This window comes from Haloarcula sp. CBA1127 (assembly GCF_001485575.1).
Classification (GTDB): Archaea; Halobacteriota; Halobacteria; order Halobacteriales; family Haloarculaceae; genus Haloarcula.
This window is the reverse complement of record NZ_BCNB01000006.1, coordinates 711794-730578: the sequence shown is the minus strand read 5'-3', so window position 1 is coordinate 730578 and position 18785 is coordinate 711794. Positions and strand designations below refer to the sequence as shown.

Here is an 18785-nt window from a genome sequence, read left to right as displayed (position 1 = left end):
CCCGGTTTCCCGCTAATTCTGAATTGGTGACGAATCTCGTCTTTAAGACGAAGCTAGAGGTCCGCTTTGCCGACGACGAGGGCGTCCGCGAGCAGGTCCGGACTGCAGTCGAGGACGCGCTGTTGCATGAGGGGCTACTACGCTCGACAGCACCGCGTGGCCGGTCAGCACCCGAGCAAACCGAAATAACGCCGGAAGCGGACGGAGCGAGCGACAGCGAGCGGCAGCCGTCGCATCCGGACGGCCGAGACACCACGGACGAAACAGAAGCGTCAGCGCGGACGAACGGCACAACAGCGGAGAGCAGTGCTGATACGACAGTACAGGAATCAGATACTGATCCCACAGAACGACCTAGTGGTTCCCAGACCGAGACAACGGGTCACCGGTCCACTGACACGACCCCATCAGAGCAATCAGTCGACACGAAACGGGCCTCCCCGGCCGAGGCGAAAGACGACGCGCCGGGCGAATCCGAGGCGCGACAGACAAGGGGTAGCGTTTCGGGTGGAGATAGCGACGGTGAACGCCCCGACGCGTCCGCGGCGGGCCGGACAGAGACAGAGCGCGGGGAACGGAAGTTCACTGGCGGACAGGAGCAGGCACGTCTCGGCGACGACCCGGAGGCGACCCACGAATCGCTGCCCTCGATGCGGATTCTTGGTCAATTAGCCGACACCTACGTCGTCGCGGAGACGGACGACGGCCTCGTGCTGGTCGACCAGCACGCAGCCGACGAGCGGGTCAACTACGAACGGCTCAAGGCTAAGTTCGAAGGCGAAACGACGACACAGGCACTTGCTAACCCTGTCGAACTTGAACTGACCGCCCGCGAAGCTGAGGTGTTCGACCGGCGCAGCGACGCGCTGGCGAGTCTGGGGTTCCACACGGCACGCACAGGTGAGCGAAGCGTCGAGGTCCGGACCCTTCCGGGCGTCATCGCCGATGCGGCCGGGCCGGACATCGTCAGGGACGTACTCGGTGCGTTCGTCGCCGGCGACGACGAAGCGGCGGCGACGGTGGAGGCAGCAGCCGACGAACTGCTCGGCGACTTGGCGTGTTACCCCTCCGTGACCGGGAACACGTCGCTCACTGAGGGCTCAGTCAGGGAGCTACTTGCCGCGCTGGATGAGTGTGAGAACCCCTACGCGTGTCCCCACGGGCGACCGACGGTCATTCACATTGACCGGCAAGAACTCGAAGACAGGTTCGAGCGTGATTACCCCGGGCACGGCGGTCGGCGACGATAGCGAGGGAGGACGGCCCGTCCCCGGCACAGCAGTCGATACAGCCGATTAAACTAAACCTCCGTCTCCCGATGCACGCGGTATGTCACTCGTAACGTTCGGTGAGACTGCTCTCAGATTTGCTCCTCCAAGCGGACAGCGGTTCGAAACAGCCCGCGAGGCGTCGATTCGGGTCGACGGGACCGCAAGCGGGGTTGCGGCGACGGCCGGCCGACTCGGGGCTGAGGCACGATGGCTATCGAAGGTCCCGGACACGCCGCTCGGGCGGCGCGTCGTCGCGGAACTCCACGAGTTTGGTCTGGAAACAGACATTGTTTGGGCAGACCCGGACGCTGGGCGGCAGGGACTCACGTTCCACGAGGACGCCGACCCACCCCGTACCGAACGGCTGCTACAGGACCGCGGCGACACCGCGATGGCAACGGTGACGCCCGGCGAGCTGCCGATGGGCGAGATACAGAACGCGGACGTGGTGTTCACGTCAGGCGCAACCCTCTCGCTCTCTGAGACCGCCGCCGACACGACGGGGGCGTTGCTCAGAGCGGCCGCAGGGATGCGGGCGTTCGACCTCGGTTTCCACCCCGGACTGTGGGACGCCGAAGATGCCCGCGAAGCACTTGCAGACCTGCTACCAGCCGTCGACACCCTCTTTGCCGCCGAAGAGCAGGTTTCCGCGGTGTTTGACACGACAGGGAGTCCACGCGAGGTCGTGCACACGCTCGCAACGGAGTACGATCTCACCCGCGTGATTCTCACTCGGAGCGAGTACGGCGCGGTGGCCTATCACGACGGCGTCATTCACGAGCAGGATGCCATCGAGACATCTGCAGTGGACGAATCGGGACAACACGAGGCGTTCATCGGCGCGGTGCTCCAGCAACTGGCCGCCGGTGCTGACACGGACGAAGCGCTGCTCCATGGTGTTGCGGCAGCAGCGCTGTCTCGAACACTGTCCGGGCCGTTGACGCCGCTCGAACCGTCCGAGGTTGAGCGGCTCGTCGATTCACAGCAGTCCAGACGGCCGTAGGGAGTCCCTACCGGCAGTACTGATTTATGTCCACTCATTTATCAATCAGGTATGATCAGTCATCGTGCTGTGTTAACAATTGTGTTGCTGACACTGCTGGGAGGGGTGTCGGGAACGGCTGTTGCACAGTCGCAGGTGACACTCACCGTCACCGTGGTCGATCAGGACGGCGACCCGCTCAGTGGTATCGATATCTCGGCGACGTGGGACGACGGCGCAGACGGGCCGTCCAACGAGACGACGCGGGCAAACGGGCAGGCGCTCATCGATGTTCCCGAGGGGGCGACCGTCGCGCTCCAGATACATGATGACGAGTACGTCCGAAACGTTCCGTACGTCGTTTCGGACGCCGAGGCGGAGTCCATCGAAGTGGCGGTCTCGGAGTCAGCGACGGCCACAGTCAACGCGGTGACGGTGAACGGCCAGCCGGCAGAGAACGCTCGCATCCGGTTGTATCGGGACGGGAACTACGTGGTCGACAGGAACGCAGGCAGCGACGGGACCGTTACGACACAGCCTGTCGAGGAGGGCGAGTACAGCGTCATCGTCACCAAGCCGGGGTTCTACCGCAACCTGACCACCGTACCCGTCTCGGGTGAAACAACGACCACGGTCCGGATTAGCGAGGGGTCGGTCCTGCTGCGGGCCTCGGTCGTTGACGAGCATTTCAACGATTCCAGGCCGATCCGTGACGCGACGGTTCGGGTCGAATCGGACAGCGGGTTCGACGGAACTGTACCAACGCTCTCAGACGGGACGGCATCGGTCAGCGTCCCAGTCAACGACCGCTACGATGTCACAGTAACGAAGGACGGCTACGAGACGGTCGAGAGACGCGTCAGAGTGGCTGAAGACGAAACGTCTATCGACGTGGACATCCGGCGTACTCCGGAGATTACGCTCTCTCCCGATAACAGACAGGTCGTCGTCGACGCGAACGTCCGGCTCACGGTTACCGATGAGTACGACGAACCGGTGGCGAACGCGACAGTGACTCGAAACGGGACCGAGGTCGGACAGACTGACGCGGACGGCGAGATAACGGCACCGGTCCCTACAGCCGGCAACGTCACGTTCACCGCAACAGCCGGAGACCTCACCACGACGACAAACGTCACCGCGTTCAGACCGGGCGAGGAGACGACGACAGGAGGGGCGGCCCAGACGCCGGAATCGACGGCGACCGAAACGACTGACGGCAGCGGTCCGGGCTTCACCGTCGCTCTGACGATGGCCGCACTGCTCGCAGTAGCTGTCCTCGCACACCGACGGCACTAACGGGACGTTTTTCCCCACGAGGGCCGCATACCCGTACAATGACTGTTCTCGAGTCCGTTCACGAGGCCCACGAAGCGACGTTCAGGGAAGTCGGTGGTCGGCAGGTCGTCGACAACTACGGGCGACCGGAGCGGACCCACCGCGCGGTTCGGAACGTTGTCGGCGCGATGGAGTACGGCTACGGCGTCATCGTCGTCACCGGCGAGGACTGCGTCGACTACGTTGACAACGCCGTCTCGAACCGCGTGCCAGACGAGGACGGCGCGGGCTGTTACGCGCTCTTGCTTGACCCCGACGGCCGCGTCGACACGGATATGTACGTGTACAACGCCGGCGAGCGCCTGCTTGTGTTCACGCCGCCCCAGAAGGCCGAGGAACTGGCCGCAGAGTGGGCGGATAAGACCTTCATCCAGGACGTCGAGTTCGAGGAGGCGACAGACGACTTCGCCGTCTTCGGCGTCCACGGGCCGAAAGCGACAGAGAAAATCGCCAGCGTCCTCCACCAGACCGGTACCCCGCCGGCACCGCTGACCTTCGAGCGGGGCGAACTCGGCGACGCAGGCGTCTCCGTCATCCGGACGGACGACCTCACTGGCGAGGAGAGCTACGACGTGGTCTGTAGCGCCGACGACGCCGAGGCTGTCTTCGACACGCTGGTCAACCGCGGGCTCAACGCCGTCCCCTTCGGCTACCAGACCTGGGAGACGCTGACGCTTGAGGCCGGGACGCCGCTGTTCGACACTGAAATCGAGGGCGCGCTCCCGAACGACCTTGGCCTGCGGAACGCCCTGGACTTCGAGAAGGGCTGTTACGTCGGGCAGGAGGTCGTCTCGCGTATCGAGAACCGGGGCCACCCCACGCAGCGATTGGTCGGTCTTGCCGTCGAGGCGTGCCCGGACCCCGGTGCTGCGGTGTTCGCCGGCGACGAGCACGTCGGCGACGTGACCCGCGCCACACAGAGTCCGATGCGGGAAGCCCCGATTGCACTGGCGAATCTCAGCTGGGAACGGCCCGAAGCAGCGTTGAAAATCCGCATCGACGGCGAGCCGGTCAGCGCCCAGCAGGTCGACCTGCCCTTTATCGACGGCTCGGCGCAGTCGGCGCGGCTGCCGACCTACGAGTAGCGAGGATTACTCCAGTTCAATAACGGCCCGCCCGCTGGTCGCACTCCTGATCCGGTCCCGCAGTTCGCTACCCTGCACAGTAGCGACTCGTACGTCGAAGACGACTTCGGCTTCGTAGTCGGCCTCAAACTCGACGCCCGCCGATTCGAGTAAGCTCCGAACACTGCCCGAGTCGTCGTAGGCGACGGTCACGGTGAACTGCTCGTGGGGTACTTCCTCGACGACGCCGGCGTCGTCAACGCCGTCCTTCACCGCTCGGGAGTACGCACTGGCGAGGCCGCCGACGCCGAGGTTCGTCCCGCCGTAGTACCGCGTGACGACGGCGACGACGTTCTCAATGTCGCGTTGCTGGAGGACGTTCAGCGCGGGGTCACCGGCGCTACCACTCGGTTCGCCATCGTCGCTAGAATACTCCCGAAAGGGATCGGATCGGACGCGGTAGGCCGGGACGTTGTGGGTCGCGTCGGCGTACTCATCGCCGACGGCATCGACGAACGCCTCGGCGTCTTCGATGGTTGTCGCTGGGGCGACGTGGCCGATGAACTCCGAACCCCGCACCTCGAAGCGCGCCTCGCCGCGGCCCGGAACGGTCCGATAGCTGTCCGTCACGGGCCGGGGTACGCCCGGCGGCGGAATAGCGTTTGTCGTTCGCTCCCTGTGTGCGGCATCAAGTCAGTCCGTCTCGTCGTCGGCCTGTCGGGACCCCCAGACCCGCTTGTCCAGCAGCTTGACCTGCATTCCGTCCCGAACCTGCAACTGACAAGAAAGCCGGGGGTAGCCGAATCGGTCGGCAAGGTCGTCGTGCCAGTGGTCGGGGTCGGGCGGTTCGGCGAGACGGACGCCGCAGGTGGCACAGATGCCGCGGCCGCCGCAGTTGACTCGCGTGGCGTAGCGGCCGTGTAGCGAGAGGTCGGCCTCGAGCAGCACGTCCCGGAGGACAGCCCCACGTTCGGCGGTAAGTTCGTGGGTCTCGCCGGTGGGCGTCTCGACGATGAGCGTTGCCACCATTATGCCAGTTCGATAGTCCGAACGAACGCCAGCCGGCGGATTTCGTTGATGAGGTCGCCGGGGAGTTCCTCGTCGGTGATGACGTACAGTTTCGGCTCGTCGGTGAACTCTGGGTCCTCGCTCAAGACCTGCCGAATAGAGATGCCGCGGTCGGCGATGGCCGAGGTGACCGTCGAGACGATGCCGGACTCGTCGGCGGCCCGGACGGTGACAGTCACCGCGTGCAGGTCGAGCACCGGCGCGAGGTCAAGCAGGCTCGGAACGGAAGAGATGTTGCGGAAGATGCGCCGCAGGTCGTCGTCGTCGAGAATCGCGTCCGTCGTGGCGTTGACCACGCGCCGGTCGACGTCGGCCTCGCGGGCGATACCCGTGTTCGGGATCTCGATGCCGCCGGAGACGACGCGGCCGTCCTCGTTGACCGAGAACCCCCGTTCCAGCAGTAAGCGGATGACATCCTGCTGGCCGGGAGAGTCCTCGAATTTCTGCATAATCTCATCGAACATACGGAGTGGTGGACGTGAGGCCACTAATCGGTGCCGGCAACAGTCGAAACAGGGGCGGGCCCGCGTTGCAGTCGACTACAGCTCGCCCTTCGTGCTCGCCACGTCAGAGCGGCGTTCGTCGATCCGGGTTGCATCGTCGAGCGCCCGGGCGAGACCCTTGAACAGCGCCTCTATTTCGTGGTGGGCGTTCTCGCCGTCGACGCCACAGTGCAGCGTCAGCCCGGCGTTCATCGACAGCGATCGACAAAAGTGCTGGGCCATGTGGCTGGTCATCCCGCCGACAGAGGCCTGTGAGAACTCGCCGTCGAACGCGAAGTACGGCCGGCCGGAGATATCGACGACGACGCTCGCAACAGCCTCGTCAAGCGGGACCTTGCGGTCGGCGAACCGGCGGATGCCGCGCTTGTCGTCCAGCGCCTCGGTAAACGCCTCGCCGAGCGTGATGGCGACATCCTCAACCGTGTGGTGGTCGTCGATGTCCAGATCGCCGTCACACTGCACGGTCAGGTCGAACAGCCCGTGGGTCGAGAACGAGTCGAGCATGTGGTCGAAGAAGCCGATGCCGGTGTCGATGGTGCTGTCGCCGTCGCCGTCGACGTCGAGCGTGACCTCGATGTCCGTCTCGGCCGTGGTCCGCGTGACGGCTGCCGTCCGGTCAGTCATACTTGACACGTATCAGGCCGTGTATTTGTGGATTGCGTCCACACTGGTGTGGAATCCCCTCCGCGGGCGACAGCCAGGGTAGATGGTCCACCACGCTCAGTCGTGGTAGCTGTGGTAGGTGTGGTAAACTTTTACCGTTCTGACGCGTACTGTGGCGTATGGGAAGTTCAGATGCCGTCCGATTCCGACCGAAGGAGGTCGGCGAGGCTCTGGAGACACTGGAATCACTGCGTATCGAGGGGTTGAACACGAGCAAATTGGCCCGCGAGGGGCTCCGGACGCTGCTCCCCGAGGTCACAAAATCAGAAGAAAAGCTAGCGATTTGGAACCAGTTTCGTGCGGGCGAAATCAGCGAAGATGGCGCTCGGGTCCTGCTCGGTGACGAATTCGAGACGATGCTGGCCGAGGCAGAACAGATAGAGTCCGCCGTGGATGACGACACGAGCGACCTCGTCCAGTAACGATTCTGCGTATGTCTAAGACGCGTCACCCGATACTCGCGGATACGAGTGCGTTGATTGCCGTCGCGGTGTCTGACTACTGGACGACAGCAAAGGCCACGCTCAAACTGACGACGACCAATATCTGCAGAACCGAACTCCAGCGACACGTTCGAGAGAATCACGAATACGCACACGACGGGACGAGGGAACACCGGCTCCATCACGGCAGTAAACGCGTTCTTGAAGCGTTTGACGACAGCGACGCGGCGTTCTCGACTGTCACCGTGGTCCCGGCACCGAGCGGTGAGGATGCTGGCGAGAGATCTATAGAGGCGGAAATCGAGCAGTATGGATCTGCCTATCAGGTCGTCTGCATAAACGACGCGGCGGCCCGCAACAGACTCCAGAAACGGCAGCAACAGACCGGCGTGAGCTACCGCGTCGTCCCGCCGACGTACCTGTTGTACGTTTTGTTCGACACCGGCGAACTGACGAAAGGTGAGTTCTGCCGTGGCTGTGCAGCGATGATGGAGGGAGAAAACTGGACGACAAAGGGTGCGGTCCACGAGATGTGGCGTGCGATTCCGGTCGACTGCTCGGGGTTTGTGGACGAGGACCTGCTGCCGTAGCGTATATACTTATTCGGTCTGCTCGTCAAGCATCGCCAGCAATCGGTCGGTCACCGCCGGTGCGTGTTCGATGAAACAGCAGTGTCGACCCTCGACAGCTTCCCCAGTGCCACGAGGGAGGTCGGCCGAAAGCGACTCTGCGGCCTCCGGCGACACAACGGGGTCGTCCAGCCCGTAGTACACCTCGGCAGGCTGGGTGATCTCGTACAGCGGTGGCGCGTCGAAGGCCGTCATTGCGTTGGCCTGCGCGTCACGAGCCGCGCCGGTCGCGTCCTCCTCGGCGCGCCAGTCCGCGATTTGCTCCATGCGGTCCGGGTCGTGTTCGCGGAACGCCGGCGAGAACACGCCGTCGAGCGACGACGGGACATCAAGCGCAAGCGCGTCGAGTGCGTCCCGGTCAATCGCATCGCCGGAGCCTGCCGTGCAGTACAGCGTCAGCGAGCGGGCGCGGCTGTACTGGTGTGCGTATTCGAGCGCGATCATCCCACCGAGGCCGGCCCCGACGAGGTGGGCGCTCCCAACGCCGTGGTCGGCCAGCACGGCTTCGAGGTCGGCCGCCAGTGTTTCCACATCGTACGGTCCTGCGGGCGCGTCCGACCGGCCGGTCCCGCGGAGATCCCACACCACCGTTTCGTAGGGGCCGGCAACGGCGTCGTAGTGCCAGCCCCAGAGCCACGCACCGTACCCCACGTCGTTGATGAACACGACAGTCGGGCCGTCGCCGTCGGCTTCGTAGTAGAGAGACACGTCGCGGTTGCGTGCGGTCGGCATTGGCTGTCGGTTCCTTCGCCGATGGTGTGTCTCTTTCGGTGAGTAGGTCTTTAGCGCTGGCTGTCGAAGAGCTGCCAATCCCGTGTCCGGTGCAGAATCACTTATCGGCGCCGTCGTGTTGGTCGTGAGCCTGGGTGTCGCCGCGCAACTGGTCGCCGACTGGCTCCAGATCCCGAGCGTCGCGTTCCTGCTCGTCGCCGGCGTTCTCGTCGGCCCGCAGGCGCTCGGGCTGGTCGACCCCGCGATATTCGGGCAGGCCGGACTGCAGGCTATCGTCGGCCTCAGCGTCGGCATCATCGTCTTCGAGGGGGCGTTCCACCTCACTGTTGAGCGCGTCCGTGAAGCGTCCAGAGAGGCGCTGGGATTGGTGACAATCGGCGCGTTCGTCTCGCTTGTCGGAACCGCCGTCGCCGTCAAGGTCGTGTTCGGGACGACGTGGCCGGTCGCCGTCCTCGTCGGGAGCCTGCTTATCGCCACCGGACCGACGGTCATCACGCCGATCATGCAGGTAGTCCCAGTTCGGGACCGTGTCGCCGCGGCGCTGGAGACTGAAGGTATCATCAATGACGTGACCGCCGCCATCCTCGCGGTGGCGACGTTCGAGTTTGTCATCGCGAGCCAGTCCTCGCCGGTGGTTGTCATCGAGGCGTTCGTCGCCCGACTGGCCGTCGGCCACGTCGTCGGCATCGCCGTCGGCGGCGGCACCGCACTACTGCTCAAGCGGTGGCACCTGTCGGCGGACAATGCCCTCCAGAACGCCCGGGTCGTGGTCCTGACCGCGGCACTGCTGGCGTACGCGCTCGGAAGTATGTGGCTCTCTGAAGCCGGTATCGCAGCCGCCGCCGTTGCCGGTATCGTACTGGGGAACGCCGAGATCCCCCACAAAGAGGAGGTTGCCGGGTTCAAGGGCGGTATTACGCTGTTTGTGCTCTCGTTCGTGTTCATCGTGCTGGCGGCACAGCTCTCACTCGGCGACCTGCGTGCGCTCGGGGTCGGCGGGCTCGTCGTCGTCATCGTCGTCGCTGCGCTCGTCCGCCCGCTTGGCGTGTTCCTCTCGACGCTAGGTGGCCGACTGACAGTTCGAGAGCGGATGTTCGTCGGCGCGATGGGGCCGCGCGGTATCGTCCCGGCCAGCGTCGCCACGCTGTTTGCCATCGAACTGCGTCCCGAGAACCCCGAAGCTGCGACGGTCCTCGTCGGGACCGTTTTTCTTGTCATCTTCGCGACCGTCATGTTTCAAGGCGGGCTGGCCCGTCACCTCGCGCAAGCGCTTGACATCCTTCCCATGCAAACACTCATTGTCGGTGGCGGTCGTGTCGGCCGGGAACTGGCAGTACGGTACGAGTCACGCGGCGAGGAGGTCGTCCTCATCGACAGCCACGAGGACACGGTCGAACGGGCCCGGGCTGAGGGCCACCGTGTCGTTCACGGGGACGCGACGAACGCGACCGTCCTCGAAGAAGCAGGAGCGAACCGGGCGTCCGTCGTGGTCGCCGCGACCGCGGACGACGACGTGAACTTGCTCGTGGCACAGCTAGCGACGACCCGGTTCGACGTCGATACCGTGGTCGCCAGAGCGAACCAGCCGGACAACGTCGAGGCCTTCGAGGACCTTGACGTCGAGACTATCTCCGCCGGCTTCGCCGTCGCCGACGCAATTGATGACGCAGTCGAGCGACCGTCTCTGGCTCACTGGCTGTCGGATTCCGGTCGAACGGGGGACGTACTGGAAGTCGAACTCAGCAACGACTCGCTGGTCGACCGGACGATAGAGGAAACCGCTGACAGGCTCCCGGACGGCTGTCTGGTCGCAATGGTGAGCCGCAACGGCACAGACAGAGTCCCCGACAGCGATTTCCGCCTCGCCAGCGGTGATAACCTGACACTCGTCTGCGAGACTAACGAGGCGATGCGGGACGCCAGAAGACTGTGTCAGGGCGGCTAGCCGGACAGCACGTACCGCTCAGCGCAGTTCGTCGAGCGAGACGGTCGCCGAACGGTCCGCGGTAACCCACTCTGTCACGGACTGCTGGCGATCCGAGGGGAAGATAGTCAGCTCCGAAGGGTTCTCGGGGTCGTCGTACAGGTAATCCAGTTCGAACTCCGGCGCTTCGTTCAGATCGGTGTCCGACGGGGGCGTCGTGGTAGCACTCATTATTCAGGTAGCGTGGGTAGCACTGCAGTTTGTACACAGTTCGTCGGGAGCACGGCCGCTGGCAGCGGGCACACTGGTCCCACAGCGCCGACACGTCCGTTGTGACCGAACGTACTCGGTGTGAGACCGAATGTGTGTGATGTCACGTTCTCCGCTCATATCTGCTATAGATGGGCAGTTACTAAAAATACTTTTGGAAACCCATCCAGATATACCTAATACAAGTAAATGTAATTGTATCCCTTGGATGTATTCGAATCGTTCGAGCAGAATATCGCTCCACAATCGGACAACTGTCCGAAGCAACGGAGCGGAAAGCAGCACTAGCGGCGAGAAAACCGGAGACGGTTCAGGCGTTCGCAACAGTCCGCAGAATCTCCGGTGCGTCGTCCAACGCGTCGTCCAGCGCGTCCGCATCGGGACCGCCGCCCTGTGCGAAGTCCGGCGGGCCGCCACCGCCCCCGCCGACACGACCGGCGAGTTCGCCAACGACTTCACCGGCGTCGACATCGACGCCATCGGGCACTGAGACGACGAACTGCGCGCCGTCGAGCCCCGAGCCAAGCACCGCGATGTTGCCTTGCTCGACGATAGCGTTCGCCTGTGCGCGGAGTTCGTCCATGTCGGCGTCGATACGCCCGACGACGGCGGTCGCCTCGCCGACCTCGACTTCTTCATTGTCGCCACCGCCGCTCGCACGGGCCTCTGCGAGTTGTTCTTTGAGCTGTTCGATTTCCTTACCGCGGGCCTTCCACTCGTCGAAGAACCGCTCGGCAGTCTCTGGGACGGAATCGGGCGCAACGTCAAGGATATCCGCGGCTTCGGTGAGCGCGTCCTCAGTGCGCTGGGTGGCCTCGATGGCTGCGTTGCCCGCCGCAAACGTCAGGCGGATGACGCCGTCCTGAATCCGCTCGGTGTTCAGGAGCTTGACAGCCCCGATGTCGCCGGTTCGAGCGACGTGGGTGCCACCACAGGCCTGCACGTCGTCGCCGACGGTGATGAGACGGATCTTCTCGCCGGCCGGAATCCCGCCTTGGTAGAGGTCGAAGCCGTACCGTTCCTCGGCATCGTTGCGGTCGGGCCACTCCTGTGAGACGGTGATGTTGTCCTGAATGATGTCGTTTGCGAGGCGTTCAATCTCTTTGACTTCCTCGCGGCTCACCGACTCGTAGTGGCGGATGTCGATTCGGGCGGAGTCGGTACCCTTCTGGGCACCAGCCTGCCTGACGTGCTCGCCGAGTACCTGCCGGGCGCTGTGGATGACGATGTGGGTCGCCGTGTGGTGCTGCATCAGGCGCTGGCGACGGGTCGCGTCGACCTGCCCGCGGACGAACTCACCCTTGCCGGGGTCGTCGTCGCAGGTGTGGACGATGACGTCGCCGTACTGCTGGACGTCGGTCACCTCGGCGGAGACGTCATCGGTCGACAGCGTCCCCTCGTCCGGCGGCTGGCCACCGCCTTCGGGGTAGAACATGGTCTGGTCGAGCACCACGTCGTAGTTGTCGTCGTCGCGGTCGAACACCTCGAGCACGACGGCCTCGAACTCGGTCCGCTGCTGGTCCTCGTAGTAGAGCCGGTCAGTCTCGGGCAGTTCTTCGAGGCGGTCCTCGTAGGGCGTCTGTGACTCCTCGCTGGCAGTGTCGTCGCCGCCGTGGCGCTGGGCGACAACCGCATAGAAGTCGTCGGGCACGTCGACCGCGACGCCTTTCTCGGCGGCGATTTCCTCGACCATGTCCGGCTGAATGCCGTGGGAGTCGTACAGTTCGACCAGTTCCGACGTCGGAATGGGCTCGCCCTTTTCCGCGTACTCGTCGGCCAGCTGGCGGACGCGCCGGCCACCGCGGTCCAGCGTCTCGCGGTACTTCTCGACCTCGGTGCGGACGATATCGCGGATGGTGTCGCGGTTCTCGTAGTCGAGGCGCTCGGCCTGCATATCGACGAGTTCGTCCAGCGGCGCGTCGACGCCGACGCCGTCGACCAGCCGCTTCGTCCGGCGCAGCACCATCCGGGCCAGATAGCCCGTCCCGACGTTCGACGGGACGATGCCGTCGCCGAGCATATACGCGAGCGTCCGGCAGTGGTCGGCGATGGCGTAGATGTCCTCAAGTGGTGCCATCAGGTCCCGCATCTCCTCAACCTCGACGCCGACCTCGGCAGCGATGGTGTCCCGTTCGGCTTCAATGTCTTCGGCCTCGTCGATGTCCATCCGGCCCGCGAGCTTCGCGGCCTCGTGGACGATTCGCTCTTCCTCGTCGGTGAGTTCGATGCCGGCGTTGTCCTTGAGGAAGGCGATCATGTCGGGGTAGACGGCCTCGTACACCGTCGGCGTCCCCTGGCTCATCCAGGTCCAGCGTTCGAGCCCGTAGCCGGTGTCGACGATGTAGGTGTCCATCGGCGAGTACCGGTTGCCGTCTTTCATCTCGTATTCGCCCTCAGGGTCCTGCTCCATGGACATGAAGACGAGCGTTGCGAGTTCGGCCCCGCGGTAGATGACCTCGATGGCTGGGCCGGCGTTGCCGCCGCCGACCCACGGGTCCTCGATATAGACGATTTCGTCCAGATTCGCCCCCATTTCCTCGAACAGTTCGTCACAGTACTGGACGGTTTCGTCCTTCCAGTACACCTCACCCTCGTAGGCGTACTGCTCGGGGTCTTCGATGTCCTCACGCGCGTTAAACGCGTGGTGGGCCATCATCTCGAAGGCCATCGTGTGCCGGCCGGTCTTCCCAACGTTGTCGATGTCCTGCATCCGGATGCAGGGCTGGCTGATACACAGCGGGTTCGCCGGCGGCGGCGTCGTCCCCGAGGTGACCAGCGGCTGGAAGTCGTAGATAGATGCCTGGGTCAACAACACATCGTCGCGCCAGCGGTTCGCTGCGACCGGATACGGATCGATGCGGTCGTGATCACGGTCCTCGAAGAAGGAGAGGAACGCCTCGCGCATCTCCGTCAGCGAGTGGGACTCGTCGAAGCCGGGGTTGTCGATGAAGTCGTACTCCGCACACGGCGGTTCGCCGCAGGTCTCGCGCTTGACACGGGACCAGAACATATCGCCACAGGAGGCACACTCCTGTCTGTGGAAGCCTTCCTCTTCGAAGTAGTCGAGTTGGTAGGCCTCATCGAGGTCGCTCATTGGTGTTCAGTTGGCCCACGTTCGCCTAAAACTGTTCCGAAGGGGCCGGCGATATCGCTGGCCGTCAGAGCGTGACTGAAGATTCCCCGGAGAGGGTCTTCGGCACGACGACTTCCTCGGTCGTCATCCCGCCCGCTGGCGAGGTAATACGCAACGTCGCAGTCTCACCTTCGGGCAGTTCCTCACCGAATGGCACAGCGCCAACCGAGTTATCAGCACCGAGGTCAAGCGTTATTCTGAACCGGTCTTCAACGTCGTTGAGCACTGGTTGGGAGCCGTCGTTATCCTGCACGGTCGAAACAGCGAAACGACCATCGGGGTTACCGTCTGCGCCGCCAGCCGCGAGTTGATAGTACGACCCGCTTGGGCCAATCCACTGGATCGTCGTCTTGTCTAGATCGACGTTACTTGCTCCTGGTGCCCGCCTGACAACGATATCAACCACGCCGACTTCGCTGTTACCGGTGAAGTGATCGCCGGTCATGCCCACGACCTGAATTCGGTTCGTCGTCGAATCGCTAGACTGCTGGCCCGTCGCCTGCGCGGAACTCTGCAGGAACCCCGCAGTGTTGATAAGCACGCCCGCTGCGATTGCCGCGACCAGCACCATCGCGATAAACACGATGAGCGTCCCGATCCCGACCTGTCCGCGGTCCTCGCTCGTCCCCTGCGTAGATGGTCGTAAACGTTGCATTTCAGTTGTTGATACTATTAGACTCCTTTCATCATAAAGCTCACCTGCCAGTTATCAGGTGTGAGAAATTGGAGTGGCGCGGTATGAGACCCTTACTCGTCCTGTGTGAGCGAGGCCAGCATCGCTTCCAGTTGGACGCGCTCGTTCGCACCACGGGTAATCCGATAATCGGTTTCGCCGATGCGTTCGAGCACTCGGACGGCTGCCTCATCGTCAATATCGAACTCCCAGATAGAGCGATGCAGTTGGTCGATGATGTCGCCGCCCGCGATTCCCTCTTCGGTCAGGAGTCTATCGAGGGTCGCCCGCGAGGCGGTGAAGTCGCCGTCTAGCGCCGACTGGACCATCGTCCGAATCTCTTCCGGGCGGGCCGTCGAAGTGATAGCGTACACTGCCGACTCGTCGACCGTGTCGCCGCTGACAGACGCGGCTTGCAGGCCGTTGATGGCTTTCCGCATATCCCCGTCGGCGGCGTAGACGAGCGCATCGAGTCCGTCTTCGGTCAGTTCAATGTCTTCTTCGGCAGCGATGGTTCGGATTTCCTCGGCAACGGCGTCGTCTGCCAGCGGCGAGAACCGGAAGACCGCACAGCGCGATTGGATCGGGTCGATGATCTGGCTGGAGTAGTTACACGAGAGGATAAAGCGGACGTTGTTCGAGAACTGCTCCATCGTCCGGCGCAGCGCCGACTGGGCGTCGCTGGTCAGCGCGTCGGCCTCGTCGAGGAAGATGATACGGTACTCGACGCCGCCGAAGCTCGTCCGGGCGAAGTTCTTGATACGGTCCCGGACCACGTCGATACCACGCTCGTCGGAGGCGTTCAGTTCGAGGAAGTGCTCGCGCCAGTCGTCGCCGTACAGTTCACGGGCGATGGCCGTCGCACACGTCGTCTTCCCCGTCCCTGCCGGCCCGGAAAACAGCATATGGCTCAGGTCGTTGCGCGAGACGTAGCTCTTGAGTCGCCCGACGATATTCTCGTGACCCATCACGTCGTCGAGCGTCTGCGGGCGGTACTTCTCGATCCAGACCTCCTCGCGTCCCGCCCGCGACTCGGACTCGGCCTCACTCATGGACGATTGGAAGCGTGGGCCGGTCTTAAACCCCGCGAGAGTCGACAGTCTCAGGTGCGTCGGCGGAGTACAGCCGGGTATGCACGTCACCGTCGAAATCGCCGGCGAAGACACCCACGAACTGGAGGTGGACGCGGACGCGACCTACGGCGACCTGCTCGCACCGGTCGATCTGAGTCCCCACGAGGTGTCAGTCCTCGTCGACGGCGAGCACGTGCCGACAGACCAGCCCGTCGAGCACGACCACGTTCGGGTCGTCAGGCTCATCAAAGGCGGGTGAGTCGCTGAACAGCGATCCGCTAACACAGCTATGCACGTCCGTACAGCGAAGGCCGACGAGGTGCCCGCAGTGATGAACGTCCTCGACGGGGCGGTCCTCTCGATAGCCGTAGAAACCGTGCGAGCGGGTGCTGAAGACGGTAGCACGCTCGTCGCAATGTCCGGTGAAAATGAGACGGATGGGCGCGTTCTTGGTGCACTCGTACTCGCCGGGACCCACATCGAGGCCGTCGCTGTCCGTCGGCGTCGCCGCGGCCAGGGCATCGGGACGGCGCTCGTCGAGGCCGCGCTCGGCCGGCGAGATTGTGTCACCGCCGAGTTCGACGCGAACGTTCGGCCGTTCTACGAAGCGCTGGGGTTCGCCATCGAGCCGCTGGACGACCCAGGCCGCTATCGTGGCGAGCGTGAGTAGTGGCCGCAAGTGCGCAAAGAGGGTGTAAACTGTTGTCACGGCATCGTAACATTTTTTAAATAGTTTCGAGAAGGGATTTAAAACAATGGCAGCAACTGTCGCTGAAAACGCGGTCGAGGCACGGGGCGACCGAGTCGTCGCGTACCTCATCGATTTCGCCATCCTGAGCGCCGTCGCGTTCGGCCTGTGGCTCGTAACGTTCGTTCTCAACACGGTTCTCTCGGTCGGCGCGATGGCCGCAGCCTCACCCGAGAGTCCGGGCGCGATGGGCAGTGGGTCAATGATGGCTGCGGGGCTTCTGGGTATCGTCATCAACTTCGCCCTCTGGCTCGCAATCGGCGCAGTACTCGTCTACTACTTCGGCTACTACGCCGAGACCAACGAGACAGTCGGGAAGCGGTCCCAGAACGTCGCGGTCGTCGACGAGACCGGGTCACCGCCGAGCCAGCGTGACCGCCTGGTCCGAACGGCTGTACTGCTCGCCCCGTTCCCGATCATGCTCCTGCTCGGTGGTGTTCTCGGCGGATTCGGGTTCGTCTTCGCGCTCGTTCTCATGGCCGGTTGGCTCCTCGTCGAAGCGGCCGTCATGTTCGTGAGCGACGACGCACAGCGCCTCGGCGACCGCGTTGCTGGCACGTACGTCGTCAGCGCCAGCGAGTAACAGCCGGACTTGTGGTTTCAGACACCCAGCCACACCACTTCTTAGATGTCATCGAGCGTCAGCCGGTCGAATCGGCGGACAGCGGCGGCGTAGCCGCCCCAACTGATAGCTCCGATGACGAGGACATAGGTGCTGACTGCCGTAAGATTGACAGCTGACGGGTCGCCAACCGCGGCGGGAAACAACACCAGTCCGGTGATGCCGACAGGTATCGCCCCAAACATATAACCAATCGAGACTATCAGCGAGGGGTGGGCTCGCTCGACGTTGAGGTACTCATTCCGTTTAAATTTCGGTGACAGCGCGCCCATCCCGAGTGCCGTCCCGGCGCCGGCCAGAAGCAGGACGGGTGCAAAGAGCACCACGGCAACGGTGTGGGTGCCAGAGCCATCGGCCAGTTCGAGTGGCACGGCGAGACCCCAAGCAAACAGCATCCCAAGCGCGAGGCCGGCAAGTGCGCGACCGCGGAGCAACATCGCGGTCGACCCGGTGCTGGTCAGCACGAGTGGTAACTGGTCGCGGTCGTCACCCAGCGGATTCAGACAGTACGCACCGCCAGCAAGGGCAGCCCCGACGATAACGGCTGTCCCCGGTGCCAACCACAGGACCATATCGGGGTCTGTAACAGCCGTCGACAGGATACCCAGGCTGCCGATAAAAATCGGGAACAGGTGGGCCAGCATCGCGGGGTCGCGACGAGTCCGGAGCAGGTACCGCCAGGCGACCCGGGTCGATGACGTGGCGCGAAACGGTGCGGCTACGGCTCGGCTTTCGTCGGCGTGTGCGGTTTCGTCGCGGTCCGCTTCGGGTTCGCGCTGGAGAAGCCACGATTCGAACCGCACAGTCGCGGCGAGACTGAGCGGGACGGCGGCGACCAGCACGGCCCCGACGACGAGTCCCAGCGGCCGTGCCTGTGCGCCAAAGGGCGCGAGGACGACACTCGCGTACGCCTGCAGAGGTGCCCCGGGGACAATCGTCTGCAAGCCCCCCTCTGTCGCCGTCATAGAGGAGTCGGGAAACACGGACTCTAGCCACAGCTGCATCCCGAGATACGCCGCTGCAGTGGCGGTGAGAAGCGCCACTCCCTTGGTCCAAGTACTGACGCCGAGCCACCGGTTTGCGAACGCGAGCCCCTCGCCCAGCAGACGGCCAGCAAACGCCGACGAAAGCAACGGAGGCACGAGCGCCAGTGGCAACAGAACCGCCGGGATGGGGTTCCAGGCACCAATGGCGACGGCCGGCAGCAACAACACCGCGGGCAGGATGACGAACACTATCGTCTGGGTAAATTCACTCGTGAGCCGCCCGAAGACGACAGCTCGCGGCGGAACTGCGGTTCTGACGAGCGGGCTTAGCGTTCCGAGTTGGAGCTGCTGGGTCGCGGTCGAGAAGCCGAGATACAGCCCGGCACCCATGGCTGCGGCGACGAGCAGCCCGGTCCGTCCGACCGGCGGCGGTCCGCTTGTCAGCGATGCACCATAGGATAGCGCCACATCAGCACATAGCAGCGGGAGAAGGATGCCGACCAGCAGGAGCAGCATCGCGACGCTGATGAGCTGTCGGGGGGTCTCAAGTGTCTGGCGGATGCGAGCGCGAAGTTCGGTCCGGACGACGACCCAGGCATCGCGTGCGTCACTCCGGACATACCGATCACCGCGTTCGCTCGGTGGCTGAGCGCGGCCAGACAT

General features: G+C 63.9%; 19 protein-coding genes and 1 pseudogene. 10 read left to right on the top strand and 10 right to left on the bottom strand.

What is annotated here, in order from left to right; genetic code table 11:
* Positions 1 to 38: 38 nt before the first annotated feature.
* From AV059_RS08295 to AV059_RS08280, 4 genes and pseudogenes are all read left to right on the top strand, one after another.
* Positions 39 to 1250: pseudogene (locus AV059_RS08295) on the top strand (DNA mismatch repair protein MutL); the annotation flags it as partial.
* A 79-nt stretch (positions 1251 to 1329) separates the two neighbouring features.
* Positions 1330 to 2274, top strand: coding sequence for a sugar kinase (locus AV059_RS08290; protein ID WP_058993825.1), 945 nt, complete (start codon positions 1330 to 1332; stop codon positions 2272 to 2274).
* 51 nt (positions 2275 to 2325) lie between these two features.
* On the top strand, positions 2326 to 3552 hold the full coding sequence (locus tag AV059_RS08285; RefSeq protein ID WP_195156638.1) for a carboxypeptidase regulatory-like domain-containing protein: 1227 nt from the start codon (positions 2326 to 2328) through the stop codon (positions 3550 to 3552).
* Between the two features lie 38 nt (positions 3553 to 3590).
* On the top strand, positions 3591 to 4676 hold the full coding sequence (locus AV059_RS08280) for an aminomethyltransferase family protein (RefSeq protein ID WP_058993823.1): 1086 nt from the start codon (positions 3591 to 3593) through the stop codon (positions 4674 to 4676).
* A gap of 6 nt (positions 4677 to 4682) precedes the next feature.
* On the opposite strand, the gene AV059_RS08275 is transcribed toward AV059_RS08280, so the two are convergent.
* The 4 genes from AV059_RS08275 to hisB form a co-directional block, all read right to left on the bottom strand.
* Complete coding sequence (locus AV059_RS08275; protein WP_058993820.1) at positions 4683 to 5285, bottom strand: YigZ family protein; 603 nt, start codon at positions 5283 to 5285, stop codon at positions 4683 to 4685.
* Between the two features lie 63 nt (positions 5286 to 5348).
* On the bottom strand, positions 5349 to 5684 hold the full coding sequence (locus AV059_RS08270) for a 2Fe-2S iron-sulfur cluster-binding protein (protein WP_058993818.1): 336 nt from the start codon (positions 5682 to 5684) through the stop codon (positions 5349 to 5351).
* Positions 5684 to 6187 carry an ACT domain-containing protein gene (locus tag AV059_RS08265; RefSeq protein ID WP_058993816.1) on the bottom strand — a complete coding sequence of 168 codons (504 nt, stop codon included), beginning with the start codon at positions 6185 to 6187 and terminating at the stop codon, positions 5684 to 5686. The genes AV059_RS08270 and AV059_RS08265 overlap by 1 nt, the downstream gene beginning before the upstream one ends.
* Positions 6188 to 6262: 75 nt before the next feature.
* Positions 6263 to 6850, bottom strand: coding sequence for an imidazoleglycerol-phosphate dehydratase HisB (hisB, locus tag AV059_RS08260; RefSeq protein ID WP_058993814.1), 588 nt, complete (start codon positions 6848 to 6850; stop codon positions 6263 to 6265).
* Positions 6851 to 7008: 158 nt separating this feature from the next.
* Here hisB and AV059_RS08255 point away from each other — a divergent pair, with 158 nt between their 5' ends.
* The gene (locus AV059_RS08255; RefSeq protein ID WP_058993813.1) at positions 7009 to 7311 is read left to right on the top strand and encodes a hypothetical protein; all 303 of its coding nucleotides are present in this window, start codon (positions 7009 to 7011) and stop codon (positions 7309 to 7311) included.
* 11 nt (positions 7312 to 7322) lie between these two features.
* Positions 7323 to 7922: a hypothetical protein gene (locus AV059_RS08250; RefSeq protein ID WP_058993811.1), complete on the top strand. Its 600-nt coding sequence runs from the start codon at positions 7323 to 7325 to the stop codon at positions 7920 to 7922.
* 9 nt (positions 7923 to 7931) lie between these two features.
* Here the strand turns inward: AV059_RS08250 and AV059_RS08245 are convergent, their stop codons facing one another.
* Positions 7932 to 8693: an alpha/beta fold hydrolase gene (locus AV059_RS08245; protein WP_058993809.1), complete on the bottom strand. Its 762-nt coding sequence runs from the start codon at positions 8691 to 8693 to the stop codon at positions 7932 to 7934.
* Positions 8694 to 8775: 82 nt separating this feature from the next.
* On the opposite strand from AV059_RS08245, the gene AV059_RS08240 reads away from it, so the two are divergent.
* Complete coding sequence (locus AV059_RS08240) at positions 8776 to 10638, top strand: cation:proton antiporter (protein ID WP_058993807.1); 1863 nt, start codon at positions 8776 to 8778, stop codon at positions 10636 to 10638.
* A gap of 18 nt (positions 10639 to 10656) precedes the next feature.
* Here AV059_RS08240 and AV059_RS08235 read toward each other — a convergent pair whose 3' ends face one another.
* The 4 genes from AV059_RS08235 to AV059_RS08220 form a co-directional block, all read right to left on the bottom strand.
* Entirely contained in the window at positions 10657 to 10848 is a 192-nt protein-coding gene (locus tag AV059_RS08235; protein ID WP_007189487.1) for a hypothetical protein, read from the bottom strand.
* Between the two features lie 349 nt (positions 10849 to 11197).
* Complete coding sequence (gene alaS / locus AV059_RS08230; RefSeq protein WP_058993804.1) at positions 11198 to 13981, bottom strand: alanine--tRNA ligase; 2784 nt, start codon at positions 13979 to 13981, stop codon at positions 11198 to 11200.
* 64 nt (positions 13982 to 14045) lie between these two features.
* Positions 14046 to 14675, bottom strand: coding sequence for an archaellin/type IV pilin N-terminal domain-containing protein (locus AV059_RS08225; RefSeq protein WP_058993802.1), 630 nt, complete (start codon positions 14673 to 14675; stop codon positions 14046 to 14048).
* A gap of 92 nt (positions 14676 to 14767) precedes the next feature.
* Complete coding sequence (locus AV059_RS08220; protein WP_058993800.1) at positions 14768 to 15745, bottom strand: replication factor C small subunit; 978 nt, start codon at positions 15743 to 15745, stop codon at positions 14768 to 14770.
* A 79-nt stretch (positions 15746 to 15824) separates the two neighbouring features.
* Here AV059_RS08220 and AV059_RS08215 point away from each other — a divergent pair, with 79 nt between their 5' ends.
* The 3 genes from AV059_RS08215 to AV059_RS08205 all read left to right on the top strand — a co-directional run bounded on the left by AV059_RS08215 (position 15825) and on the right by AV059_RS08205 (position 17097).
* Positions 15825 to 16025 (top strand): ubiquitin-like small modifier protein 2, encoded by a 201-nt coding sequence (locus AV059_RS08215; protein ID WP_004959591.1) that lies wholly within the window; start codon positions 15825 to 15827, stop codon positions 16023 to 16025.
* Positions 16026 to 16055: 30 nt separating this feature from the next.
* On the top strand, positions 16056 to 16436 hold the full coding sequence (locus AV059_RS08210) for a GNAT family N-acetyltransferase (RefSeq protein WP_058993799.1): 381 nt from the start codon (positions 16056 to 16058) through the stop codon (positions 16434 to 16436).
* 85 nt (positions 16437 to 16521) lie between these two features.
* Complete coding sequence (locus AV059_RS08205; RefSeq protein WP_058993797.1) at positions 16522 to 17097, top strand: RDD family protein; 576 nt, start codon at positions 16522 to 16524, stop codon at positions 17095 to 17097.
* A 41-nt stretch (positions 17098 to 17138) separates the two neighbouring features.
* On the opposite strand, the gene AV059_RS08200 is transcribed toward AV059_RS08205, so the two are convergent.
* Positions 17139 to 18785: a hypothetical protein gene (locus AV059_RS08200; RefSeq protein WP_058993795.1), complete on the bottom strand. Its 1647-nt coding sequence runs from the start codon at positions 18783 to 18785 to the stop codon at positions 17139 to 17141.

What these genes read in the sequence shown, in the direction of transcription:
- AV059_RS08220 (WP_058993800.1), bottom strand. Translation starts at nt 15,745, where the DNA reads ATGAGTGAGGCCGAGTCCGAGTCGCGGGCGGGACGCGAGGAGGTCTGG.
- AV059_RS08270 (WP_058993818.1), bottom strand. Translation starts at nt 5,684, where the DNA reads ATGGTGGCAACGCTCATCGTCGAGACGCCCACCGGCGAGACCCACGAA.
- alaS (WP_058993804.1), bottom strand. Translation starts at nt 13,981, where the DNA reads ATGAGCGACCTCGATGAGGCCTACCAACTCGACTACTTCGAAGAGGAA.
- AV059_RS08265 (WP_058993816.1), bottom strand. Translation starts at nt 6,187, where the DNA reads ATGTTCGATGAGATTATGCAGAAATTCGAGGACTCTCCCGGCCAGCAG.
- AV059_RS08250 (WP_058993811.1), top strand. Translation starts at nt 7,323, where the DNA reads ATGTCTAAGACGCGTCACCCGATACTCGCGGATACGAGTGCGTTGATT.
- AV059_RS08285 (WP_195156638.1), top strand. Translation starts at nt 2,326, where the DNA reads ATGATCAGTCATCGTGCTGTGTTAACAATTGTGTTGCTGACACTGCTG.
- AV059_RS08205 (WP_058993797.1), top strand. Translation starts at nt 16,522, where the DNA reads ATGGCAGCAACTGTCGCTGAAAACGCGGTCGAGGCACGGGGCGACCGA.
- AV059_RS08235 (WP_007189487.1), bottom strand. Translation starts at nt 10,848, where the DNA reads ATGAGTGCTACCACGACGCCCCCGTCGGACACCGATCTGAACGAAGCG.
- AV059_RS08210 (WP_058993799.1), top strand. Translation starts at nt 16,056, where the DNA reads ATGCACGTCCGTACAGCGAAGGCCGACGAGGTGCCCGCAGTGATGAAC.
- AV059_RS08225 (WP_058993802.1), bottom strand. Translation starts at nt 14,675, where the DNA reads ATGCAACGTTTACGACCATCTACGCAGGGGACGAGCGAGGACCGCGGA.
- AV059_RS08290 (WP_058993825.1), top strand. Translation starts at nt 1,330, where the DNA reads ATGTCACTCGTAACGTTCGGTGAGACTGCTCTCAGATTTGCTCCTCCA.
- AV059_RS08255 (WP_058993813.1), top strand. Translation starts at nt 7,009, where the DNA reads ATGGGAAGTTCAGATGCCGTCCGATTCCGACCGAAGGAGGTCGGCGAG.
- AV059_RS08280 (WP_058993823.1), top strand. Translation starts at nt 3,591, where the DNA reads ATGACTGTTCTCGAGTCCGTTCACGAGGCCCACGAAGCGACGTTCAGG.
- AV059_RS08200 (WP_058993795.1), bottom strand. Translation starts at nt 18,785, where the DNA reads ATGTCTGGCCGCGCTCAGCCACCGAGCGAACGCGGTGATCGGTATGTC.
- hisB (WP_058993814.1), bottom strand. Translation starts at nt 6,850, where the DNA reads ATGACTGACCGGACGGCAGCCGTCACGCGGACCACGGCCGAGACGGAC.
- AV059_RS08215 (WP_004959591.1), top strand. Translation starts at nt 15,825, where the DNA reads ATGCACGTCACCGTCGAAATCGCCGGCGAAGACACCCACGAACTGGAG.
- AV059_RS08245 (WP_058993809.1), bottom strand. Translation starts at nt 8,693, where the DNA reads ATGCCGACCGCACGCAACCGCGACGTGTCTCTCTACTACGAAGCCGAC.